16 protein-coding genes are annotated in these 20992 nt (G+C 59.3%); 11 read left to right on the top strand and 5 right to left on the bottom strand.

The annotated features are described in order from the left end of the window. The first annotated feature begins 95 nt into the window (after nucleotides 1-95). Genes AB5I78_RS28785 through AB5I78_RS28810 form a run of 6 tightly spaced genes read left to right on the top strand, consistent with a single transcriptional unit; the run spans nucleotide 96 to nucleotide 12687 of the window. Nucleotides 96-2036 carry a type VI secretion system Vgr family protein gene (locus tag AB5I78_RS28785; protein WP_369301859.1) on the top strand — a complete coding sequence of 647 codons (1941 nt, stop codon included), beginning with the start codon at nucleotides 96-98 and terminating at the stop codon, nucleotides 2034-2036. 15 nt (nucleotides 2037-2051) lie between these two features. Continuing rightward, nucleotides 2052-2486, top strand: a complete 435-nt coding sequence (locus AB5I78_RS28790; protein WP_145158212.1) for a DcrB-related protein — start codon at nucleotides 2052-2054, stop codon at nucleotides 2484-2486. 12 nt (nucleotides 2487-2498) lie between these two features. Beyond that, on the top strand, nucleotides 2499-6896 hold the full coding sequence (locus tag AB5I78_RS28795; protein ID WP_369301858.1) for an RHS repeat-associated core domain-containing protein: 4398 nt from the start codon (nucleotides 2499-2501) through the stop codon (nucleotides 6894-6896). Between the two features lie 7 nt (nucleotides 6897-6903). Then, complete coding sequence (locus AB5I78_RS28800; protein WP_242201976.1) at nucleotides 6904-7914, top strand: hypothetical protein; 1011 nt, start codon at nucleotides 6904-6906, stop codon at nucleotides 7912-7914. 5 nt (nucleotides 7915-7919) lie between these two features. Continuing rightward, on the top strand, nucleotides 7920-12320 hold the full coding sequence (locus AB5I78_RS28805; RefSeq protein ID WP_370004315.1) for an RHS repeat-associated core domain-containing protein: 4401 nt from the start codon (nucleotides 7920-7922) through the stop codon (nucleotides 12318-12320). 10 nt (nucleotides 12321-12330) lie between these two features. Beyond that, nucleotides 12331-12687: a hypothetical protein gene (locus AB5I78_RS28810; RefSeq protein ID WP_369302827.1), complete on the top strand. Its 357-nt coding sequence runs from the start codon at nucleotides 12331-12333 to the stop codon at nucleotides 12685-12687. 82 nt (nucleotides 12688-12769) lie between these two features. Here the strand turns inward: AB5I78_RS28810 and AB5I78_RS28815 are convergent, their stop codons facing one another. The 3 genes from AB5I78_RS28815 to AB5I78_RS28825 form a co-directional block, all read right to left on the bottom strand. After that, nucleotides 12770-13045 (bottom strand): HU family DNA-binding protein, encoded by a 276-nt coding sequence (locus tag AB5I78_RS28815; protein ID WP_003213368.1) that lies wholly within the window; start codon nucleotides 13043-13045, stop codon nucleotides 12770-12772. 191 nt (nucleotides 13046-13236) lie between these two features. Continuing rightward, nucleotides 13237-14385, bottom strand: coding sequence for an NAD(P)/FAD-dependent oxidoreductase (locus AB5I78_RS28820; RefSeq protein WP_369302826.1), 1149 nt, complete (start codon nucleotides 14383-14385; stop codon nucleotides 13237-13239). 36 nt (nucleotides 14386-14421) lie between these two features. After that, nucleotides 14422-14589, bottom strand: coding sequence for a rubredoxin (locus AB5I78_RS28825; RefSeq protein ID WP_003213373.1), 168 nt, complete (start codon nucleotides 14587-14589; stop codon nucleotides 14422-14424). Nucleotides 14590-14784: 195 nt separating this feature from the next. On the opposite strand from AB5I78_RS28825, the gene AB5I78_RS28830 reads away from it, so the two are divergent. Next, the gene (locus AB5I78_RS28830; RefSeq protein ID WP_242201184.1) at nucleotides 14785-15348 is read left to right on the top strand and encodes a chorismate lyase; all 564 of its coding nucleotides are present in this window, start codon (nucleotides 14785-14787) and stop codon (nucleotides 15346-15348) included. Then, entirely contained in the window at nucleotides 15348-16238 is an 891-nt protein-coding gene (gene ubiA, locus AB5I78_RS28835; protein WP_262206772.1) for a 4-hydroxybenzoate octaprenyltransferase, read from the top strand. Before AB5I78_RS28830 ends, ubiA begins: the two co-directional genes overlap by 1 nt. A gap of 216 nt (nucleotides 16239-16454) precedes the next feature. Here ubiA and AB5I78_RS28840 read toward each other — a convergent pair whose 3' ends face one another. Then, a complete protein-coding gene (locus tag AB5I78_RS28840) occupies nucleotides 16455-16835 on the bottom strand; it encodes a hypothetical protein (RefSeq protein ID WP_262206773.1) in 381 nt (126 codons plus the stop codon). Nucleotides 16836-16988: 153 nt separating this feature from the next. On the opposite strand from AB5I78_RS28840, the gene phoB reads away from it, so the two are divergent. From phoB to AB5I78_RS28855, 3 genes are all read left to right on the top strand, one after another. Next, nucleotides 16989-17678 (top strand): phosphate regulon transcriptional regulator PhoB, encoded by a 690-nt coding sequence (phoB, locus tag AB5I78_RS28845; protein ID WP_003195617.1) that lies wholly within the window; start codon nucleotides 16989-16991, stop codon nucleotides 17676-17678. Nucleotides 17679-17760: 82 nt separating this feature from the next. Continuing rightward, on the top strand, nucleotides 17761-19047 hold the full coding sequence (gene phoR, locus AB5I78_RS28850; protein WP_256676331.1) for a phosphate regulon sensor histidine kinase PhoR: 1287 nt from the start codon (nucleotides 17761-17763) through the stop codon (nucleotides 19045-19047). Between the two features lie 259 nt (nucleotides 19048-19306). Then, the gene (locus tag AB5I78_RS28855; RefSeq protein ID WP_010207573.1) at nucleotides 19307-20647 is read left to right on the top strand and encodes a hemolysin family protein; all 1341 of its coding nucleotides are present in this window, start codon (nucleotides 19307-19309) and stop codon (nucleotides 20645-20647) included. Nucleotides 20648-20692: 45 nt separating this feature from the next. On the opposite strand, the gene AB5I78_RS28860 is transcribed toward AB5I78_RS28855, so the two are convergent. Beyond that, nucleotides 20693-20992 carry a helix-turn-helix domain-containing protein gene (locus AB5I78_RS28860; protein WP_242201190.1) on the bottom strand — a complete coding sequence of 100 codons (300 nt, stop codon included), beginning with the start codon at nucleotides 20990-20992 and terminating at the stop codon, nucleotides 20693-20695.

Genomic DNA, 20992 nt, shown 5'->3' on the forward strand with positions numbered 1-20992 from the left:
CTGACGAGATGCAGTCCAAATGTGGGAGGGGGCAAGTCCCCCTCCCACATTTAGAGCTGGTTTCTTCAGTTACTAGGCAATTTACGGGTTAACCGATGCTATTCAACCAAGCCTCACGCCTGGCCAAAGTCACCAGCCCTCTGGGGCCGGATGTGCTGCTGCTCAATGAAATGGGCGGCGGCGAAGAGCTGGGCAGGCTGTTCAACTATGAGCTGCAACTGACCTCGCTGGACGCCAACATCGACCTCAACCAGTTGCTGGGCAAGCCGATGAGCGTGGGCCTGCAACTGGCAGACGGTGGCGAGCGGCACTTCCACGGCATCGTCGCGCGGTGCAGCCAGAACATCGACCAAGGCCAGTTCGCCAGTTATCAGGTGACGCTGCGCCCGTGGTTCTGGCTGCTCAGCCGCACTTCGGACTGCCGGATTTTCCAGAACCTGAGCATCCCGCAGATCATCAAGCAGGTGTTTCGTGACCTGGGTTTTTCCGACTTCGAAGACGCCCTGAGCCGGCCGTACCGCGAGTGGGAGTACTGCGTGCAGTACCGCGAGACCAGCTTCGATTTCGTCAGCCGCTTGATGGAACAGGAAGGCATCTACTACTTCTTCCGCCATGAACCGGACCGCCATGTGCTGGTGCTGGCCGACGCCTATGGCGCCCACACCACGGTGCCGGGCTACGCGTCGATTCCGTATTACCCCAAGGACGAGCAGCAGCGCGAACGCGACCACATGCACAACTGGCACCTGGCGCACGAAGTGCAACCGGGCTCGCTGGAGCTCAATGACTACGACTTCCAGCGCCCCAGCGCCAGCATCGACGTACGCTCGGCGATGCCACGCCCGCACACCGCCGGCGACTATCCGCTGTACGACTACCCCGGCACCTATGTGCAAAGCGAAGACGGCGAGCACTATGCGCGCACTCGCATCGAAGCCCTGCAAACCTTGCATGAGCAGATCGAGTTCAGCGGCAATGCGCGTGGCCTCGGCTCGGGCCACTTGTTCAGCCTCACCGGCTTCAGCCGCCAGGACCAGAACCGCGAATACCTGATCGTTGGCTGTCGCTATTACATCGTCCAGGAAAGCCTGGAAAGCGGTGGCGGCTCGGGTTCGGCACAGTTCGAAAGCAGCCTCACGTGCATCGACGCCCAGCAAAGCTTCCGCCCACTGGCGAACACCCACAGGCCCATCGTCAAAGGCCCGCAGACCGCCTTGGTGGTCGGCCCCAAAGGCGAGGAAATCTGGACCGACCAATACGGCCGCGTGAAGGTGCACTTCTACTGGGACCGCCACGACCAATCCAACGAGAACAGCTCGTGCTGGATTCGCGTGTCGCAATCCTGGGCCGGGAAAAACTGGGGCTCGATGCAGATCCCGCGCATCGGCCAGGAAGTGATTGTGAGCTTCCTGGAAGGTGACCCGGACCGGCCGATCATTACCGGCCGGGTGTACAACGCCGAGCAAACGGTGCCTTACGACCTGCCGGAAAACGCCACCCAGAGCGGCATGAAAAGCCGTTCGAGCAAGGGCGGCACGCCGGCGAACTTCAATGAAATCCGCATGGAGGACAAGAAGGGGTTGGAGCAGTTGTACATCCATGCCGAGCGCAATCAGGACATCGTGGTGGAGGTGGATGAAAGCCACTCGGTGGGGCATGACCGCAATAAGAGCATTGGGCATAACGAGATGGTGACGATTGGGAATAACCGTGTGCGCATCGTCAAGCACGAAGACATCCTTTCGGTGGGCCTGAGAAAGACCGACAGCATCAGCCAGAGCTACGTGATTGAAGTGGGCGAAAACCTGCGCCTGGTCTGCGGCAAAAGCATCCTGGAGTTGAACGCCAGCGGGCAGATCAACCTGAGCGGCGTCAATATCAGCTTCCACGCCAGCGGCGATGCCGAATTCAATACCGGCGGCGTGCTGCACCTGAACAACGGCGGCGGCCCCGGCGCGACGCCCGATGGCCAGGGCATGAAAGCCAGCATCGACGCCAATATCAACGCCGCATTCCCCGCGCCTAAAAGCTCCTGACGAGACCTGTTTGCCATGACGTACCGAATCAACGAATTCCAGTTCCAACTGCCGGCCGCCGAGCTTCAGGACGCGTCGATCAATATCCTCAAGTTCCCTGAACTGGGCACGTCATTGATCATCAGCCGCAGCTTTCTCACCGAAGGCGAGACCCTGCACAGCAACTTCGATGACCAGCTCAAGCGCCTGGAAAAACAGGTGCAGGACTTGCGCTGCCAACCGAGCGTGACCGTGCGTTTGGGCGCCGCCCAAGAGGTGGAAGGCATTGAACTGCGCAGCCAGTTCAACAAGGGCAATGACAAGGTGTTCCAGTACCAGCTGGCGCTGGTGCTGCCGGGTACGCGCAAGATGCTCGCCTTGAGTTATGTGAAGGCGGAGAAGCTTGGGGATGCCGAGGCGGCGCATTGGGCATTGATAAAAAATTCGCTGTCGTTCGACGCTGTTTCTTGATGAGCAACCTGCATGTCTGACGCGTTATGGGCGGCCCGAATGGGCGATGCGCTGTCCCACACTTCGATGATGGCGGACATCCTTGGCGGTGTGCTGGAAGTGGCGGCCAATATCGCGATCACTGCCGTGGCAACGGCTGCCGTGGTTGCGGCCACCGGTATCACCGTGGCCACCGGCGGCCTCGGCTGCTTCCTGCTGGGTGCGGTGGTGGGCACGATTGTCGGCCTGGCCATGAGCAAGAGTGGCGCGGACAAAGGGCTGACCAAGATATGCGACGCCTTTAGCAACGCGCTGTTTCCACCCACGGTGCAGGCGAATATTCTCACCGGTTCCACCAATACGCTGACCAACAACATTCCCGCCGCCCGCGCGGCTGGGGCGATCAGCTCCCATGTCACACCGGCCGGCACCGAGCTGGAAGAAGCCAAGCCCGAGCCGGAAGCCAGTTACCTGGATATGGCCGCGGGGTTCTTCTCGCAGATGTGGCGCCCTACCGTTGCCACACCTGCGCCGGGTGCCGTGCCCAAGCCGCTGGACCTGGTCGTGTGCATGAAGCACCCACCGATGCCGCCGCAGTTTCTGGCCGAGGGTTCGGAAAAGGTCACGATCAACGGTCAACCCGCCGTGCGCAGTGGTGATCGCAGCACCTGCGATGCGACGGTGGTGTCGTCGGGGCTGATTTCCTCCAACGTGACCATTGGTGGCGGTTCGGTGGTGGTGCGTGAAATTCGCAGCGGCAAGACGCCAGGCGTCGGGCTGGCGGTCACGGCACTGTTGATGCTCAAGGGTGGCAAGGGCAAGTTCTTCAGCAAGTTACCGTGCATGTTGGTCAGCGGCGCGACGTCGATGGCCATCAGCAGCGCGATGGGCGCTGCGGCCAACGCCGCGATGGGCTCGTCGAACCCGGTGCATGCTGCGACGGGCGCAAAGGTACTGGGCGGTGTCGACGACCTGGATTTTGTGCTGCCGGGTATCCTCCCGATTGACTGGCAGCGCTTCTACAACAGCCGCGATGAACGCCAGGGCAGCCTGTTTGGCGTCGGCTGGAGCGTGGCCTACGAAGTGTGCGTCGACATCCAGCCGCATCCCGAGGGCGGCGAAACGCTGGTCTACACCGATGAACAGGGCCGGCCCATCGACATGGGTTCGATTCCGTTGGGCGGCGCAGTATTCAGTGCCGGTGAAGGTCTTGCGGTACGGCGACACCTGAATGGGCAGTTGCTGATCGAAAGTGACGACGGCGTGTACCGCTTGTTCGAGCCGACACCGGCAAACCCGTCGCGACTGCGCCTGAGCCAGTTGGGTGACCGTAACGACAACCGCATTTACCTCGACTATGACGACGCCGGGCGCCTGGTGCGTCTGCGCGATACGTTCGATCTGGTGCAGGTTGAGCTGATCCGTGATCAGGGCCATGTGACCCACATCGAACGCCTCTATCCGGATCAACATCGTGAATTGCTGGTCAGTTATAGCTATGACGCCCAGGGCAATCTGGCACAGGTGCGCGACGCAACCGGCCAGGTGCAGCGACGCTTCGCCTACGATGCCGGGCGGCGCATGGTTGAGCATCAATTGCCCACCGGGTTGCGCTGTTTCTATGAGTGGGCACTGGTTGAAGGCCTGGAATGGCGCGTGGTTAGGCATTGGACCGATGAGGGCGACGCTTACCAGTTCGACTATGACCTGCAGGCCGGTCTTACGCGCATCACCGACGGCCTGCAGCGTGTGAGTACGCGGTACTGGAACACTCAGCACCAGATCATTCAGTACAGCGACAACCTCGGCCAGACTTGGCTGTTTGAGTGGAATGACGAACGTCAGTTGCTCAGCGCTACCGACCCACAGGCCGGGCGTTATGCCTACAACTACGACGAGAGCGGCAACCTGATCGGCGAAACCGACCCGCTGGGCCGCAGTGATTCGACCTTGTGGCTGGAACATTGGGCATTGCCGCTGGTGGAAACCGACGCCGCCGACAACAGTTGGCAGTATCGATACGACCCACGCGGTAACTGCATCGCCGAGACCGATCCGCTGGGCTATATCACCCGTTACCGCTATGACGCGCACGGCCAGCCAGTGGAAATCATCGATGCCACTGGCAAAAGCAAACAACTGCGCTGGAACCCGTTTGGGCAGTTGGTCGAGCATATCGACTGCTCGGGCTACCCGACGCGTTTCAGCTACGACGACCGTGGCTATTTGCAGGTCATCACTGATGCCTTGGGTGAACGCACGCAGTTCAGCTACGACGCCCAGGGCCGTTTGCTCAGCAGCCAATTACCGGATGGGCGCACCGAGCAGTATCAGCGCGACGCCAGCGGGCAGTTGGTGGGCTACACCGATCCCGCCGGGCACACCACGCTCTATCAACACAACCGGCGAGGCCAGGTACGCCAGCGCACCGATGCCCATGGGCGGCAGGTGCAATTTGGGTATGACAGCTATGGGCGTCTGCAAGCGCTGGTCAACGAGAACGGTGAAAGCTATCGGTTTGCATGGGACGCCGGGGATCGGCTGACCGAGCAGTGCAACCTTGATGGCAGCACTAAACGATTTACCTATGACGCCCTCAATAACGTAACGCGCGTCGAGGCCACTTCCGCGCCAGGAAGCGACCACACGCCCATCGAAGCACCGATTATTCAAGATTTGGAGCGAGATGCGATTGGCCGACTGACGGCCCGCATCACACCTGATGGACAGTACCGATTCCGCTACAGCCCGCTGCACCAATTGATTGAAGCTGTCGTCATTGATAATGACGGTAACGAGCAGCGCCTAGGCTTTACATATGACGCGCTGGGTTATCTCGTTGAAGAGCAAAGCTACGCGGGCCATTTGAAACATCATTACGACGAACTCGGTAACCTTATCCAGACACAGCTGCCTGATGGACGCTGGATCAACCGAATGTATTACGGCAGTGGTCACCTGCATCAGATAAACATAGACGGGCATGTGATTAGCGACTTCGAGCGCGACCGCCTGCATCGAGAAGTGATGCGCACACAAGGCGATATCAGTACGCGCAGCGAATATGACCGTAGCGGCCGCTTGCGTATGCGCCAACGTCGGCATGCCAGTCGACCGTCGCTGATACCGACCAACGATAAAGTCTATTTTGAATTTGATGCCAGTGATCTCCTGGTAGCGCGCCTCGAACAACTTCCCAATGGTGAGCAACGCCAACTGCTGCATTACGACGCGACAGGTCGAATCATCGCCAGCCAAAGTAGCCGCCCAACGCAGAATGAGACCTTGCGCTTCGACGCGGCAGCCAACCTCCTTGACGGTACATCCGATGTATCTGGGCGGGTGGTAAACAACCAGTTAATGGTGTTTCAGGATAAACGTTATCGCTACGACGGCTTTGGCCGAGTGATTGAAAAACGCAGCAATCAGTATGGCTTGCAGTCCTTCAGTTACGACTCCGATCATCGTTTGATTGAAGTCCGAACCCGCAAGGCCTGCGGCGAAAGCGTGGTCAGAATGCGCTATGACGCTCTGGGCCGACGAGTTGAGAAAACCGAACATGACAGTCAAGGTCATCTCATTGGTCGCACGCGCTTCGACTGGGATGGTCTGCAGTTACTGCAAGAGCATAAAAATAATCAGACCAGCCTGTATATTTACAACGGCAATGGTCATGAACCGTTGGCCAGGATCGACGGTGTTAACGAAACTCAACGAGTTCGTTACTACCATAACGATCCCAATGGATTGCCCCAGGCCTTGACGGAAAGTGACGGGCACCCGCTGTGGCGTGCTGACTATCAAATATGGGGCAATACCATCGACGAGCCTCGTGAACCGTACTTCATTGAGGAACAAAACCTGCGCTTCCAGGGACAGTATCTGGACCGGGAAATAGGGTTGCACTACAACACGTTCCGCTTTTATGACCCTGATGTGGGACGTTTTACAACTCCCGACCCAATAGGCTTGACAGGCAGCCTGAACTTTTACCGCTATTCGCCAAACCCATTCACTTGGATCGACCCGCTAGGCCTAAAAGAAAACGAAATTATTCGGTATATGGGCAAAAGCGAGACCGTTTCCTCCAAAGCGGCCAACGGCGGGAAAGGAGGCTTGGTTCCGAATATCAGAGGAGAGAAAGCGGTCTGGGTCAACCATGACAGCAATCCTGGGTTCAACCCAGGCAAGGAAGAGTATCGCGTGGTAGCGACCGTCAATAACGAAGGGGTGAGCATGCTCAACGACCATAAGGATATTTCTACCGTTGACTATAAAGAGACGGGCCTCAAAGATGGCGTACTCTCCAAGACCAATGAGCCCAAGGCAAAAGGTGTAGGTTTTCGGATACTCGACAAATTCAACAAAACCATCACCTCTTTTCGCGTCGAGAAAAAAGGGGCGAACGGAAAGTGGAAGACTTGCGGATAACGACAAAATGGATATCTTCAATCTCATTTCATACAAGCTTGAAAGTTTCCTGAATATCCGCCCAGTTCCTCAGGCACTGGGCGTTATTTTTTATCAGGAAGACGAACCCTTATTACTCTCCGCTGCCGCCAAGAAAAGCAATGGGACAACGCTTTATGTGAGCCGTTGGCACGATCTTTTTTCCGCGAGCGCTTTTGAAAAAGCCATGTTGAAACAGGGATTTACGGAGGCAGATTGCTATGCCCTTCTACTCGTCCTGTCTCGTTTTGGTCATTTGTTGGACATCGACAATCGTCAACGCACTAATAAAGACTATTTTATTTTCTTCTATCTGATCCAGCTGATCAGTCTAAAAAATAGCCCTATCGATGAGGACGCGGCGTTCAGGAACCACATGCTCACGTTCCTGCTTTTCGAATTGAGCATTGATGACGAGGTGTATCGCAGGTTCAGTATCAAGGATAACCAGCTGCTGATGGTGACCGAGGCTTTTGGATCTATAGCACTGCTGGACCTGATTAACGTGGTATACAAGACGATTAAAGCAGACACCAGAAAAGAACACGCACTGCTGAGCACTTTGAAAGCGTTCCAGACAAACATCGTTAAACTTTTGGTTACGCCGGACAATAAAAATTATCGCTTAAATTTTAATGATCGTTACAGCGAACTCATGTATCCCGACGTGTTCCTGTATGCCTACACCCACCACAGGCAGCAGGCTTTTGAAGCCTTGGTCGATACCGTCAACCCACTGCAATCAACCGAAAACCTTTTCGTTTCTAGTATTATTTTGATGAATTATGCTTTTTATATCCTGCGAACCCACCCACGAGAGATTCTGAAGCTAAAAAAATTCGTCGATGATGATGCGCTATTCGGCAAACTGCTAGAAGCCGTGATCAAGCGTCGAATGGCCGTTACTAAAGTGCAATTTGAAAAGATTCCAATAGGCCACGATCTGTCACTGATAAACGATAAGCAAACCTCTTTCTACAATATTTTGTACAGTCTTTAGCCTATATGCCTGACGCGTTATGGGCAGCCCGGATGGGCGATGCGCTCTCCCACACCTCGATGATGGCGGACATCCTCGGCGGTGTGCTGGAAGTGGCGGCCAATATCGCGATCACTGCCGTGGCAACGGCTGCCGTGGTTGCGGCCACCGGTATCACCGTGGCCACCGGCGGCCTCGGCTGCTTCCTGCTGGGTGCGGTGGTGGGCACGATTGTCGGCCTGGCCATGAGCAAGAGTGGCGCGGACAAAGGGCTGACCAAGATATGCGACGCCTTTAGCAACGCGCTGTTTCCACCCACGGTGCAGGCGAATATTCTCACCGGTTCCACCAATACGCTGACCAACAACATTCCCGCCGCCCGCGCGGCTGGGGCGATCAGCTCCCATGTCACACCGGCCGGCACCGAGCTGGAAGAAGCCAAGCCCGAGCCGGAAGCCAGTTACCTGGATATGGCCGCGGGGTTCTTCTCGCAGATGTGGCGCCCTACCGTTGCCACACCTGCGCCGGGTGCCGTGCCCAAGCCGCTGGACCTGGTCGTGTGCATGAAGCACCCACCGATGCCGCCGCAGTTTCTGGCCGAGGGTTCGGAAAAGGTCACGATCAACGGTCAACCCGCCGTGCGCAGTGGTGATCGCAGCACCTGCGATGCGACGGTGGTGTCGTCGGGGCTGATTTCCTCCAACGTGACCATTGGTGGCGGTTCGGTGGTGGTGCGTGAAATTCGCAGCGGCAAGACGCCAGGCGTCGGGCTGGCGGTCACGGCACTGTTGATGCTCAAGGGTGGCAAGGGCAAGTTCTTCAGCAAGTTACCGTGCATGTTGGTCAGCGGCGCGACGTCGATGGCCATCAGCAGCGCGATGGGCGCTGCGGCCAACGCCGCGATGGGCTCGTCGAACCCGGTGCATGCTGCGACGGGCGCAAAGGTACTGGGCGGTGTCGACGACCTGGATTTTGTGCTGCCGGGTATCCTCCCGATTGACTGGCAGCGCTTCTACAACAGCCGCGATGAACGCCAGGGCAGCCTGTTTGGCGTCGGCTGGAGCGTGGCCTACGAAGTGTGCGTCGACATCCAGCCGCATCCCGAGGGCGGCGAAACGCTGGTCTACACCGATGAACAGGGCCGGCCCATCGACATGGGTTCGATTCCGTTGGGCGGCGCAGTATTCAGTGCCGGTGAAGGTCTTGCGGTACGGCGACACCTGAATGGGCAGTTGCTGATCGAAAGTGACGACGGCGTGTACCGCTTGTTCGAGCCGACACCGGCAAACCCGTCGCGACTGCGCCTGAGCCAGTTGGGTGACCGTAACGACAACCGCATTTACCTCGACTATGACGACGCCGGGCGCCTGGTGCGTCTGCGCGATACGTTCGATCTGGTGCAGGTTGAGCTGATCCGTGATCAGGGCCATGTGACCCACATCGAACGCCTCTATCCGGATCAACATCGTGAATTGCTGGTCAGTTATAGCTATGACGCCCAGGGCAATCTGGCACAGGTGCGCGACGCAACCGGCCAGGTGCAGCGACGCTTCGCCTACGATGCCGGGCGGCGCATGGTTGAGCATCAATTGCCCACCGGGTTGCGCTGTTTCTATGAGTGGGCACTGGTTGAAGGCCTGGAATGGCGCGTGGTCCGGCACTGGACCGATGAGGGCGACGCCTACCAGTTCGACTACGACTTGCAGGCGGGCCTGACCCGCATCACCGACGGTTTGCAACGCGTCAGCACTCGGCACTGGAACACTCAGTATCAGATCATTCAATACAGCGACAAACTCGGCCAGACCTGGCTGTTCGAATGGAACGACGAACGCCAGTTACTCAGCGCCACCGACCCGCAAGGCGGCCGCTATGAGTACAGCTACGATGAGAGCGGCAACCTGATCGGCGAAACCGACCCGCTCGGGCGCAGCGACACCACCTTATGGCTGGAGCACTGGGCGTTACCGCTGGTGGAGACCGACGCCGCCGACAACAGTTGGCAGTATCGCTATGACCCGCGCGGCAACTGCATCGCCGAGACCGATCCGCTGGGTTACATCACCCGCTATCGTTATGACGCCCACGGCCAGGTCGTGGAAATCATCGACGCCACCGGCAAAAGCAAACAACTGCGCTGGAACCCGTTCGGGCAACTGGTCGAGCATATTGATTGCTCGGGCTACCCAACGCGCTTCAGCTACGACGAGCGCGGTTATTTGCAGCTCATCACCGATGCCCTCGGTGAGCGTACCCAATTCAGCTACGACGCCCAGGGCCGATTGCTCAGCAGCCAACTGCCGGACGGCCGCACCGAACATTTCCAGCGCGATGCCAGCGGGCAGTTGGTGGGCTATACAGATCCCGCCGGGCACACCACGCTCTATCAACACAACCGGCGAGGCCAGGTACGCCAGCGCACCGACGCCCATGGTCGCCAGGTGCAGTTCGGCTACGACAGCTACGGGCGTCTGCAAGCGTTGGTCAATGAAAACGGTGAAAGCTATCGGTTTGCGTGGGATGCCGGCGATCGGCTGGCGGAACAGCAAGACCTCGACGGCAGCGCCAAGCGCTACGACTACGACCGGCTGGACAACATCACAGCGGTGACTGCCGTTCCAGCGCCTTATGGCAATGGCTTGGCGGTGGTCCCCGAAACGCCGCCAGCGCCCATCGTTCATCGGCTGGAGCGTGATGCGGTCGGCCGACTGGTCGCCAAGACCACCGACGATGGCCGCACTGAGTACAGCTACGATGCGGTGGATCAGCTCACGGCGGTCACCTTCACTGATCTGCAAGGCAATGCCCAGGCGTTGGGTTTCGCCTACGACGCTGTCGGCCAGTTGCTTGCCGAACAAAGTGCCGGCGGCAAGCTGCAACATCACTACGACGAACTCGGCAACCTGATCCAGACCCAACTGCCGGACGGGCGCTGGCTCAATCGCCTGTACTACGGCAGCGGCCACCTGCACCAGATCAACCTCGACGGCCAGGTCATCAGCGACTTCGAACGCGACCGCCTGCACCGCGAAGTGCTGCGCACCCAAGGCCAGCTCAGCACCCGCAGCGAATACGACCGCAGCGGCCGCCTGCGCTCACGCCAACGCCGCCTTAACAGCCAGCCATCGCTGATGCCTGCGGCGACGCAAAAGCAGTTCGAATACGACCCCGCCGACAACCTGATCGGCAAACTCGACCAGCAACCCGCGGCACAACACCGTCAACTGCTGCACTACGACGCCACCGGCCGCATCATCGCCAGCCAAGACAACCTGCACGGCCAGCGCGAAACCTTCGCCTACGATGCCGCCGCCAACCTGCTCGACGGCCCGCAGACGGGCGCCGGGTTGGTGGTGCATAACAAACTGCTGACGTATCAGGACAAGCGTTATCGCTACGATGCGTTTGGACGGATGATCGAGAAGCGCAGCGCCAAGCGTGGCGTGCAGCGGTTTGTGTATGACGCCGAAAGCCGGTTGGTTGAAGTGCGTAATGAAAGCGGTAGCGTGGTCAGGATGGCGTATGACCCGCTGGGGCGGCGGGTTGAAAAAACCGAGCATGGCAGCGATGGGTATCCGTTGGGGGAAACCCGGTTCATGTGGGATGGGCTGCGGTTGTTGCAGGAGCACAAGCACAGTCAAACCAGTCTTTATGTGTATGAAGACGACGGCGGCTATCAACCGTTGGCCCGCGTCGACGGTGACGGCCCACTGCAGAAAATTCGTTACTACCACAACGACCTGAACGGGTTGCCGGAGCAACTGACTGAAGCTGACGGACACAGCGTCTGGCAAGCGACTTATCGGGTGTGGGGCAACACGCTGGAAGAGGTGCGCGAGCCTTATTACATCGAGGAGCAAAATCTACGGTTTCAGGGGCAGTATCTGGACCGGGAGACGGGGCTCCATTTCAATACGTTCAGGTTTTATGATCCGGATGTGGGGCGGTTTACGACGCCGGATCCGATTGGGTTGGCCGGGGGTCATAACTTCTATCAATATGGGCCGAACCCGGTCTCATGGATCGACCCTTGGGGATGGGCCAGCTCAAATCCCGGGGTCTATGACGTATCGTACGAAGCCCACATCAACAAAGAAATCTGGCGCTCAAAGGACTCTGTACATTTCGCCGAATCCAACAGACAACTGCATTACGCGATGAAGAACGATCCCGCATTGCAAGCAAGTGTCGAAGCAAAACACCCAGGCATCTCAAAATGGGTTGCGCCGAAGAAAAATGGCAAGTTCAGAACAACAGCAATGAAGGGCTCGACCTGGCATCACCACCCTGTAGTAGGTGGCAATTTGCAGCTGGTCAGTCACGAAGACCACAAAAACCGTCACGGCGACTACCACCCGAAAGGCCGTAACGGAAAACGAGTAGGCGGCAGAAAAACCTGGGGTGGCGGGTCATCTTGTAGAAAATGAGGAGTTACTGATGAAAAAGATGCAAGGCATCACCAACCTGTTCAGCACCGTCAACTCCCATACCGATAACGACTGGGTCTATACCAACTTGGATAAATGGGAAGAAGAACCAGAGAAAGCAATTTTCTACCTCATTTCCGAGGACGAAATTGACGATCTCGAGGAAGACGATAAAACAGTCGAGAATTCTGCCGGCGAGCTTATCCCCAAGTCCCTGGAAAAAGAAAACGTCGAAACCTGGCTGGATGTGCAAACGCTTCAAGCCATATTCGAAGTTATTCAAAAGAAGGTTAAGGCGCCAGATAGTGATATTTTGATCCGAGCAATCAATCACTATCGGGAATACGACGACTTCATGGAAGTCTGATTCCTATCCAAAAAAATGGGCACCCAACCCAGTCGGCGTGCCCATTTTTTCCTATCCCGCCTCCCTTCAGACGGTCCCGCGATTACGGGTTGACGCTGTCTTTGAGCGACTTGCCCGGCTTGAATGCAACGGTGTTGCTCGCCTTGATTTTCACTGGCTCACCGGTTTGCGGGTTTTTGCCGGTGCGGGCGCCGCGGTGGCGTTGCAGGAAGGTGCCGAAGCCAACCAGGGTGACGCTGTCCTTGCGATGCAGGGCGCCGGTGATTTCTTCGAGAACGGCGTTGAGTACGCGGTTGGCCTGTTCTTTGGTGAGATCCGCTTTTTCAGCGATGGCGGCTGCGAGTTCTGGTTTACGCATAAGTGAAGCCTCTTTGACGGTTTTTTGTTGTTATGTCCGTGCTGCTCTCTTGTGGAGCAGCGCCCAAGGCGCCGCAGGCTCTACTCTGCGGCAGACGGGAGTGAGGATGGCATGCCCACGCACGCTCCGCCAGTCTCGCGGCGACCTTTATAGAGGTAAGAACGTGCTGATTCCGACAGAACGACCGGTATTTACGCCAGTAACGGCGGAAGTTCTTTGTTCAGGGCCAGTTTTTCCATTACGGCGCTGCCGGTCAGCGCGTAGCCGAGCAGGCGGCCGCTGGCGTCGCGGCACAAGGCCTTGATGTCGGCGCCCTGCCCTTCGACGCTCCACACGCCTTCGGTGCCGCGTGGCGGTGGGGAAACCACCAGCGGGCAGATCGGGGTTTTCACGGTGATCGGCATCGGCCCGTAGCTCACGGCCGTGGCGTTGCCGGCCAGGGTCTGAGCCAGGGCGCGGGCGCAGCTCATCAGCGGCATCACATAAAGCAGGTTCAGCCCATCGACCTCTGCGCAGTCGCCCAGCGCGTAGATGTTGGCGTGGGAAGTCTTGAGGTGGCGGTCGACCATGATTCCACGGTTGATTTGCAGGCCGGCGGCGGCAGCCAGGTCCACCCGTGGGCGCAGGCCGATGGCCGAAACCACCAGGTCGCAGTGAATCACTTCACCGTCGGACAGGTGCGCTTCCAGGCCATCAGCCGTGCGCTGCAGGCGATTGAGCACCGGGCCCAGGTGGAAACGCGCGCCGAGGCGTTCCAGCCCGGCTTGCACGGCGGCGGCTGCCGCCGGGTGCAGCAGGGTCGGCATGACCTGCTCGCACGGCGCCACCAGGTCGATTTCGTAGCCGCCGAGGATCAGATCGTTGGCGAACTCACAGCCGATCAGGCCGGCGCCCAGCAGCAGCACCCGGCGTTTGCCGGCGGCGGCGGCGCGAAAGCGCGCGTAATCTTCGAGGTCGTTGATGGGGAAAATCAGCTCAGCCGCGTCGCCTTCAACCGGGACACGCACGGTTTCTGCGCCCCAGGCCAGGATCAGGTCGCGGTAGATCACCGCTTCCTCGCCGATCCACAGGCGTTTGTGGCCCGGGTCGATGCCGCTGATGCGGGTGTGGGTGCGCACTTCGGCCTTGAGTTGCTCGGCCATGGCGCCCGGTTCGGCCATGCTCAGGCCGTCGGCTTCCTTGTTCTTGCCAAAGCCGGTGGAGAGCATGGGCTTGGAGTAGGAGCGCCCGTCATCTGCGGTGATCAGCAGCAACGGGGTCTCGCTGTCGAGCTTGCGAAACTCCCGGGCCACGTTGTAACCGGCCAATCCTGTGCCGATGATCACGACAGGTGCGTTCATTCCTTTCTCCTTGAAGTACGTTTCAAAAATCGATGATTAACCGATTTCGATCATTTCGAAATCCATTTTGCCCACGCCGCAGTCCGGGCACAGCCAGTCTTCCGGAACGTCCTGCCACAGGGTGCCCGGTGCGATACCGTCATCCGGCCAGCCATCTTTTTCGTCATAGATCAGGCCGCAGACTACACATTGCCACTTCTTCATTACTTGCTTCCTCAGGGTCCAGGCATCTTGGCCGACGGTCGATAGACCAACGTTGCCGTGCGGCTCAGGGCGTTTTGTACTGATCGGAGCCGGCAGATGCAAGCATGTTCGGCGCAAACGGCCGGTTCAGCCCGGCAAAAGCTCAGGATGCCATGGTAAGCTCGCCGCCTCTTTTGCTGCCAATACTGACTCACCGTGCCGCACTCAATCGCCCCTCCCGATGCTTGCCAATGGCTGACCCAGAGCCTCCTGAGCCCACTGCCCGCGCCCTTGACCCTTGACTGGCTGTTCGACGAAGGCTCGCTGACGCGGCGGCTGACGGGGCTGTCCGACGATGGCTTCAGCGTGACGCCGCTGTTCGAAGGCTGGCAGCCGTTGCGCGACGATGAATGCGCGGCGCTGAGCCTGGCCCCGGCCACTGTCGGTTGGGTGCGCGAGGTGTATCTGCGCGGCCATGGTCAGCCGTGGGTGTTCGCGCGCAGCGTGGCGGCGCGCAGTGCCTTGCAAGGCGACGGGTTGCACATGGACGAACTGGGCAGCCGTTCGCTGGGCGAGTTGCTGTTTTGCGACCACGCCTTCACCCGCCAGGCCATCGAGGTGTGCCACTACCCACGGCAATGGCTGCCGACCGCGGACCAGGCCGACGGGTTGTGGGGACGCCGCTCGCGCTTTGATCGCGGGTCGCTGAGCGTGCTGGTGGCGGAAATTTTCCTGCCGCGCTTCTGGCAGGCGTTGCATGACCGTGCGGAGAACTGCTGATGTATCAACGTCTGCTCAAGTCCCTGAACCACCTGAACCCCAGGGCCTGGGATTTCATTCAGTTGACCCGCATGGACAAGCCCATCGGCATCTACCTGCTGTTGTGGCCGACGCTGTGGGCGCTGTGGATTGCCGGCAAGGGCTCGCCGTCCTTGCTCAATATCGTGATCTTCGTGCTCGGCGTGGTGCTGACCCGCGCCGGCGGCTGTGTGATCAATGACTGGGCCGACCGCAAGGTCGACGGTCACGTGAAACGCACTGAACAACGCCCACTGGTGAGCGGCAAGATCAGTTCCAAAGAGGCGCTGGTGTTTTTTGCGGTGCTGATGGGCATCAGCTTCCTGTTGGTGTTGCTGACCAACGCCACCACCATCCTGCTGTCACTCGGCGGCCTGGCGTTGGCGGCGAGCTACCCGTTCATGAAGCGTTATACCTACTACCCGCAGGTGGTATTGGGCGCGGCATTTTCGTGGGGCATGCCGATGGCGTTCACCGCTGAGACCGGTCACCTGCCTGCCACGGCGTGGCTGCTGTACATCGCCAACCTGTTGTGGACGGTGGGCTATGACACGTATTACGCGATGACCGACCGCGACGACGACTTGAAGATCGGCGTGAAATCCACTGCCATTCTGTTTGGCGATGCCGACCGCGTGATCATCCTTACTTTGCAAGGCCTGTCGCTGGTCTGCCTGGTGCTGGCGGGTATGCGATTCGAGCTGGGCGGCTGGTTCCACCTGGGGTTGCTGGCGGCGGCAGGCTGCTTTGCCTGGGAGTTCTGGTACACCCGCGACAAGGACCGCATGAAATGCTTCAAGGCGTTTTTGCACAACCACTGGGCCGGGTTGGCGATTTTTGTCGGGATTGTGGCGGACTACGCGTTCCGTTGACCCTGTGGCGAGCGGGCTTGCCCCGCGTTGGGGCGCGCAGCGGCCCCTCTCAGGGCCACTGTGTTTCGTCAGAAAGACCGAGGCGTCAGGTTTTGGAGCTGCTTCGCAGCCCAACGCGGGGCAAGCCCGCTCGCCACAACAAGCCCTCAAACCATAACAAGCCTGTTAGCCCTAACAGGCCTGCTCGCCACAATTAGCTCACTGGCCGCTAAGCGATCAGGGCTTGGCGACCTTCCAGGCACCGTCCATTTTGCCTTCACCGGTCATGTCACCGGCCTTTTTGTCCATCACGAAGGTGTAAAGCGGCTTGCCGCTGTAGGCCCATTGGCTTTTTTGGTCATCACGGGTGATCACGGTCCACTTGCCCATTGGCTTGTCGGTGGATTCGGCCATCAACGGCGGCCAGTTGGTGGCGCACTTGTCGTTGCACATGGACTTGCCATCGGCGTCTTTGGCAAAGGTGTAGAGCGTCATGCCCTTGTGGTCCACCAACATGCCGTCTTTGGTCATCGCAGGGTCTGCCGCGAATGCCAGTGTCGGCAGCGTCAACGCGGCCGTTACCAGCAGGGCTTTCCAGGAAAAAGTAGTTTGAGTCATCGGAACCTTCCTTTTGTGGTTGTCAGGATTCGGACCCAAAGGGTAGTCCAGAGTGCCGAGAATTGCCCAAGCGACTAAATTACTGTCACACGACTGCAATAATTCCGTTATCTAATGCGGCGCAAGACAGTTAAATGACAAGAGGATTTAGGCATGGTTGGCAGGAGCATTCTGATCGTTGACGACGAAGCGCCCATTCGCGAGATGATCGCCGTTGCGTTGGAAATGGCCGGCTATGACTGCCTGGAGGCGGAGAACTCCCAGCAGGCCCATGCCATCATCGTCGACCGCAAGCCGGACCTGATCCTGCTGGACTGGATGCTGCCCGGCACCTCCGGCATCGAGCTGGCCCGCCGCCTCAAGCGTGACGAGCTGACCGGGGACATCCCGATCATCATGCTCACCGCCAAAGGCGAAGAGGACAACAAGATCCAGGGCCTGGAAGTGGGCGCCGATGACTACATCACCAAGCCGTTTTCCCCACGCGAGCTGGTTGCCCGCCTGAAGGCCGTGCTGCGCCGTGCGGGCCCTACCGATGGCGAAGCGCCGATCGAAGTCGACGGCCTGATCCTGGACCCGATCAGCCACCGCGTGACCATCGATGGCAAGCCAGCCGAGATGGGCCCGACCGAATACCGTCTGCTGCAATTTTTCATGACCCACCAGGAACGCGCCTACACCCGTGGCCAACTGCTGGACCAGGTGTGGGGCGGCAACGTGTACGTGGAAGAGCGCACCGTCGACGTGCATATCCGCCGCCTGCGCAAAGCCTTGGGCGATGCCTACGAGAATCTGGTACAAACCGTGCGCGGCACCGGCTACCGCTTTTCCACCAAAGGCTGAGCCAGCCCTTCCCTTTCCTTAACAGCTGACAAGGACGCATGTTTAAGTGAACCAGAACTGGCATGGCACCCTGATCCGCCACATGCTGTTATTGATCACCGGCTGCCTGGTGGTCGGCCTGGTCAGCGGCCAATACGGCTGGAGCCTGGCCGTCGGCATCGGTCTGTACCTGGGCTGGACCCTCAAACAGCTGCTGCGCCTGCATGAATGGCTGCGCCAGCACAAACCCGACGAAGCACCACCCGACGGCTACGGCCTGTGGGGCGAGGTGTTCGACAGCATCTACCACTTGCAACGTCGCGACCAACGCGTTCGCGGGCGCCTGCAGGCGGTGATCGACCGTGTGCAGGAGTCCACCGCCGCGCTCAAGGACGCGGTGATCATGCTCGACAGCGATGGCAACCTGGAATGGTGGAACCGCGCCGCCGAAACCCTGCTGGGCCTCAAGACGCCCCAGGACAGCGGCCAGCCGGTGACCAACCTGGTGCGTCACCCGCGCTTCAAGGAGTACTTCGAGCAGGACAATTACGAAGAAGCCCTGGAAATCCCCTCGCCCACCAATGACCGCGTGCGCATCCAGCTGTACCTGACGCGCTACGGCAACAACGAGCACCTGATGCTGGTGCGCGACGTGACCCGCATCCACCAGCTGGAACAGATGCGCAAAGACTTCGTTGCCAACGTCTCCCACGAGCTGCGCACGCCATTGACGGTGATCTGCGGCTACCTGGAGACGCTGCTGGACAACGTCGACGAGATCAACCCGCGCTGGAGCCGCGCCCTGCAGCAAATGCAGCAGCAAGGCTCGCGCATGCAGACGCTGCTCAACGACCTGCTGTTGCTGGCCAAGCTTGAGGCCACCGATTACCCGTCGGACAACCATCCCGTCGCCGTGCAGAGCCTGTTGCAGACCATCAAGAATGACGCCCAGGCGCTTTCCGGCGAGCGCGGGCAGCAGATCACCCTGGAAGCCGACCCGTTGGTGCTGCTCAAAGGCAGCGAGGGCGAATTGCGCAGCGCGTTTTCCAACCTGGTGTTCAACGCCGTGAAGTACACCCAGGACAAGGGCAATATCCGCATTCGCTGGTGGGCCGATGAACACGGCGCACACCTGAGCGTGCAGGACTCCGGCATCGGCATCGACGCCAAACACTTGCCGCGCCTGACCGAGCGTTTCTACCGTGTGGACTCCAGCCGTAACTCCAACACCGGCGGCACCGGACTGGGCCTGGCCATCGTCAAGCATGTGCTGTTGCGCCATCGCGCACGGCTGGAAATCAGCAGCGTGCTGGGGCATGGCAGCACGTTTACCTGCCACTTTCCGCCGACACAGGTGACCCGTTCGCGGCTGGTCGGGAATGATGAATAACCTGAGAACGATGCCGAGCTAAGTGTGGGAGCTGGCTTGCCTGCGATGGCGGTGGGTCAGCTGAACATACCCCCAACTGACAGTCCGCTATCGCAGGCAAGCCAGCTCCCACATTGGATTTGGATCGTTTCTGCAGGCCCCGCCCGGCAGCGGGCACTAGGCAAGCGCCCCGTCAGCCGCTACATTGGCCGACTTGCGCCTGCCTTTCAGGCACTTCTGTCACCCCTTATTGAACACACGGAACCTGCAAAACCCCATCATGGACCCTTCCCCTGGCATCACCCTCGCTACACTCTTCGCCGACTTCGGCATGATTCTTTTTGCACTGATCCTGGTACTGCTCAACGGTTTCTTCGTTGCGGCGGAATTCGCCATGGTCAAACTGCGCGCCACCCGGGTCGAGGCCATCGCCCACAAGAACGGCTGGCGCGGGCAGATCCTGCGCACCGTGCACAGCCAGCTCGACGCCTACTTGTCGGCCTGCCAGTTGGGTATCACCCTCGCCTCCCTGGGCCTGGGCTGGGTCGGTGAGCCGGCTTTTGCGCATATCCTCGAGCCGTTGCTGGGCGCGGTGGGCGTAGAGTCGCCGGAAGTGATCAAGGGCGTGTCGTTCTTTGCCGCCTTCTTTGTGATCTCCTACCTGCACATCGTGGTGGGTGAATTGGCCCCTAAATCCTGGGCTATCCGCAAACCCGAGTTGCTGTCGCTGTGGACCGCGGTGCCGTTGTACCTGTTCTACTGGGCGATGTACCCGGCGATTTACCTGCTCAACGCCAGTGCGAACGCAATTTTGCGTATTGCCGGCCAAGGCGAGCCTGGCCCGCACCATGAGCACCATTACAGCCGTGAAGAACTCAAGCTGATCCTGCACTCCAGCCGTGGCCAGGACCCGAGCGACCAAGGCATGCGTGTACTCGCCTCCGCCGTGGAAATGGGCGAACTGGAAGTGGTGGACTGGGCCAACTCTCGCGAAGACCTGGTCACTCTGGACTTCAACGCCCCGCTCAAGGAAATCCTCGCGCTGTTCCGCCGCCACAAATTCAGCCGCTACCCGGTGTATGACGCGGTGCGCAATGAGTTTGTCGGCCTGCTGCACATCAAGGATTTGCTGCTGGAACTGGCGGCACTGGACCACATCCCCGAGTCGTTCAACCTGGCCGAGCTGACCCGCCCGCTGGAGCGCGTATCGCGCCATATGCCGTTGTCGCAGTTGCTGGAGCAGTTCCGCAAAGGCGGCGCGCACTTTGCTCTGGTAGAGGAAGCCGACGGCAAGATAATCGGCTACCTGACCATGGAAGACGTGCTGGAAGTGCTGGTCGGCGATATCCAGGACGAACACCGCAAGGCCGAGCGCGGCATCCTCGCCTACCAGCCGGGCAAACTGCTGGTGCGTGGCGACACGCCGCTGTTCAAGGTAGAACGCCTGCTGGGTGTCGACCTGGACCACATCGAAGCCGAAACCCTCGCCGGGCTGATCTACGACACCCTCAAACGCGTGCCGGAAGAGGAAGAAGTGCTGGAGGTTGAAGGCTTGCGAATCATCATCAAGAAGATGAAAGGGCCGAAGATCGTGCTGGCCAAGGTGCTGTTGCTGGATTGATCAGATAGAGCGCGGGGGGTGAGCGATTCGCCCCCGCGTCGATGATCAGGCCGGCAGCGGGGAGAAGCAGATATCGACTTCCAACTGCGCTGCGGCAGACAAATTGACCAATGCGTCCAGCGAGAACTTGTCGATCTTGCCATTGAGGACGTCATTGAGCCGAGGCTGGCTGATATTGAGCCGCTCAGCGGCCGCTTTCTGAGAGAGCTCCCAACTGCGGATGGTGTTGCACAACGCCAGCAGCAACTTTGAGCGCAGGCGCATATTGGCGGCTTGCTGGGGAGTGTCCTCCAGAGCATCCCAGACGTTGCTGAAGCGTTCGGTGTGAATCTTTGGGTCTGTCAT

This window comes from Pseudomonas sp. N2-3-1-14, from assembly GCF_041228395.1.
Taxonomy (GTDB): Bacteria; Pseudomonadota; Gammaproteobacteria; order Pseudomonadales; family Pseudomonadaceae; genus Aquipseudomonas.

What these genes read in the sequence shown, in the direction of transcription:
- AB5I78_RS28785 (WP_369301859.1), top strand. Translation starts at nt 96, where the DNA reads ATGCTATTCAACCAAGCCTCACGCCTGGCCAAAGTCACCAGCCCTCTG.
- AB5I78_RS28790 (WP_145158212.1), top strand. Translation starts at nt 2,052, where the DNA reads ATGACGTACCGAATCAACGAATTCCAGTTCCAACTGCCGGCCGCCGAG.
- AB5I78_RS28795 (WP_369301858.1), top strand. Translation starts at nt 2,499, where the DNA reads ATGTCTGACGCGTTATGGGCGGCCCGAATGGGCGATGCGCTGTCCCAC.
- AB5I78_RS28800 (WP_242201976.1), top strand. Translation starts at nt 6,904, where the DNA reads ATGGATATCTTCAATCTCATTTCATACAAGCTTGAAAGTTTCCTGAAT.
- AB5I78_RS28805 (WP_370004315.1), top strand. Translation starts at nt 7,920, where the DNA reads ATGCCTGACGCGTTATGGGCAGCCCGGATGGGCGATGCGCTCTCCCAC.
- AB5I78_RS28810 (WP_369302827.1), top strand. Translation starts at nt 12,331, where the DNA reads ATGAAAAAGATGCAAGGCATCACCAACCTGTTCAGCACCGTCAACTCC.
- AB5I78_RS28815 (WP_003213368.1), bottom strand. Translation starts at nt 13,045, where the DNA reads ATGCGTAAACCAGAACTCGCAGCCGCCATCGCTGAAAAAGCGGATCTC.
- AB5I78_RS28820 (WP_369302826.1), bottom strand. Translation starts at nt 14,385, where the DNA reads ATGAACGCACCTGTCGTGATCATCGGCACAGGATTGGCCGGTTACAAC.
- AB5I78_RS28825 (WP_003213373.1), bottom strand. Translation starts at nt 14,589, where the DNA reads ATGAAGAAGTGGCAATGTGTAGTCTGCGGCCTGATCTATGACGAAAAA.
- ubiA (WP_262206772.1), top strand. Translation starts at nt 15,348, where the DNA reads ATGTATCAACGTCTGCTCAAGTCCCTGAACCACCTGAACCCCAGGGCC.
- AB5I78_RS28840 (WP_262206773.1), bottom strand. Translation starts at nt 16,835, where the DNA reads ATGACTCAAACTACTTTTTCCTGGAAAGCCCTGCTGGTAACGGCCGCG.
- phoB (WP_003195617.1), top strand. Translation starts at nt 16,989, where the DNA reads ATGGTTGGCAGGAGCATTCTGATCGTTGACGACGAAGCGCCCATTCGC.
- phoR (WP_256676331.1), top strand. Translation starts at nt 17,761, where the DNA reads ATGCTGTTATTGATCACCGGCTGCCTGGTGGTCGGCCTGGTCAGCGGC.
- AB5I78_RS28855 (WP_010207573.1), top strand. Translation starts at nt 19,307, where the DNA reads ATGGACCCTTCCCCTGGCATCACCCTCGCTACACTCTTCGCCGACTTC.
- AB5I78_RS28860 (WP_242201190.1), bottom strand. Translation starts at nt 20,992, where the DNA reads ATGACAGACCCAAAGATTCACACCGAACGCTTCAGCAACGTCTGGGAT.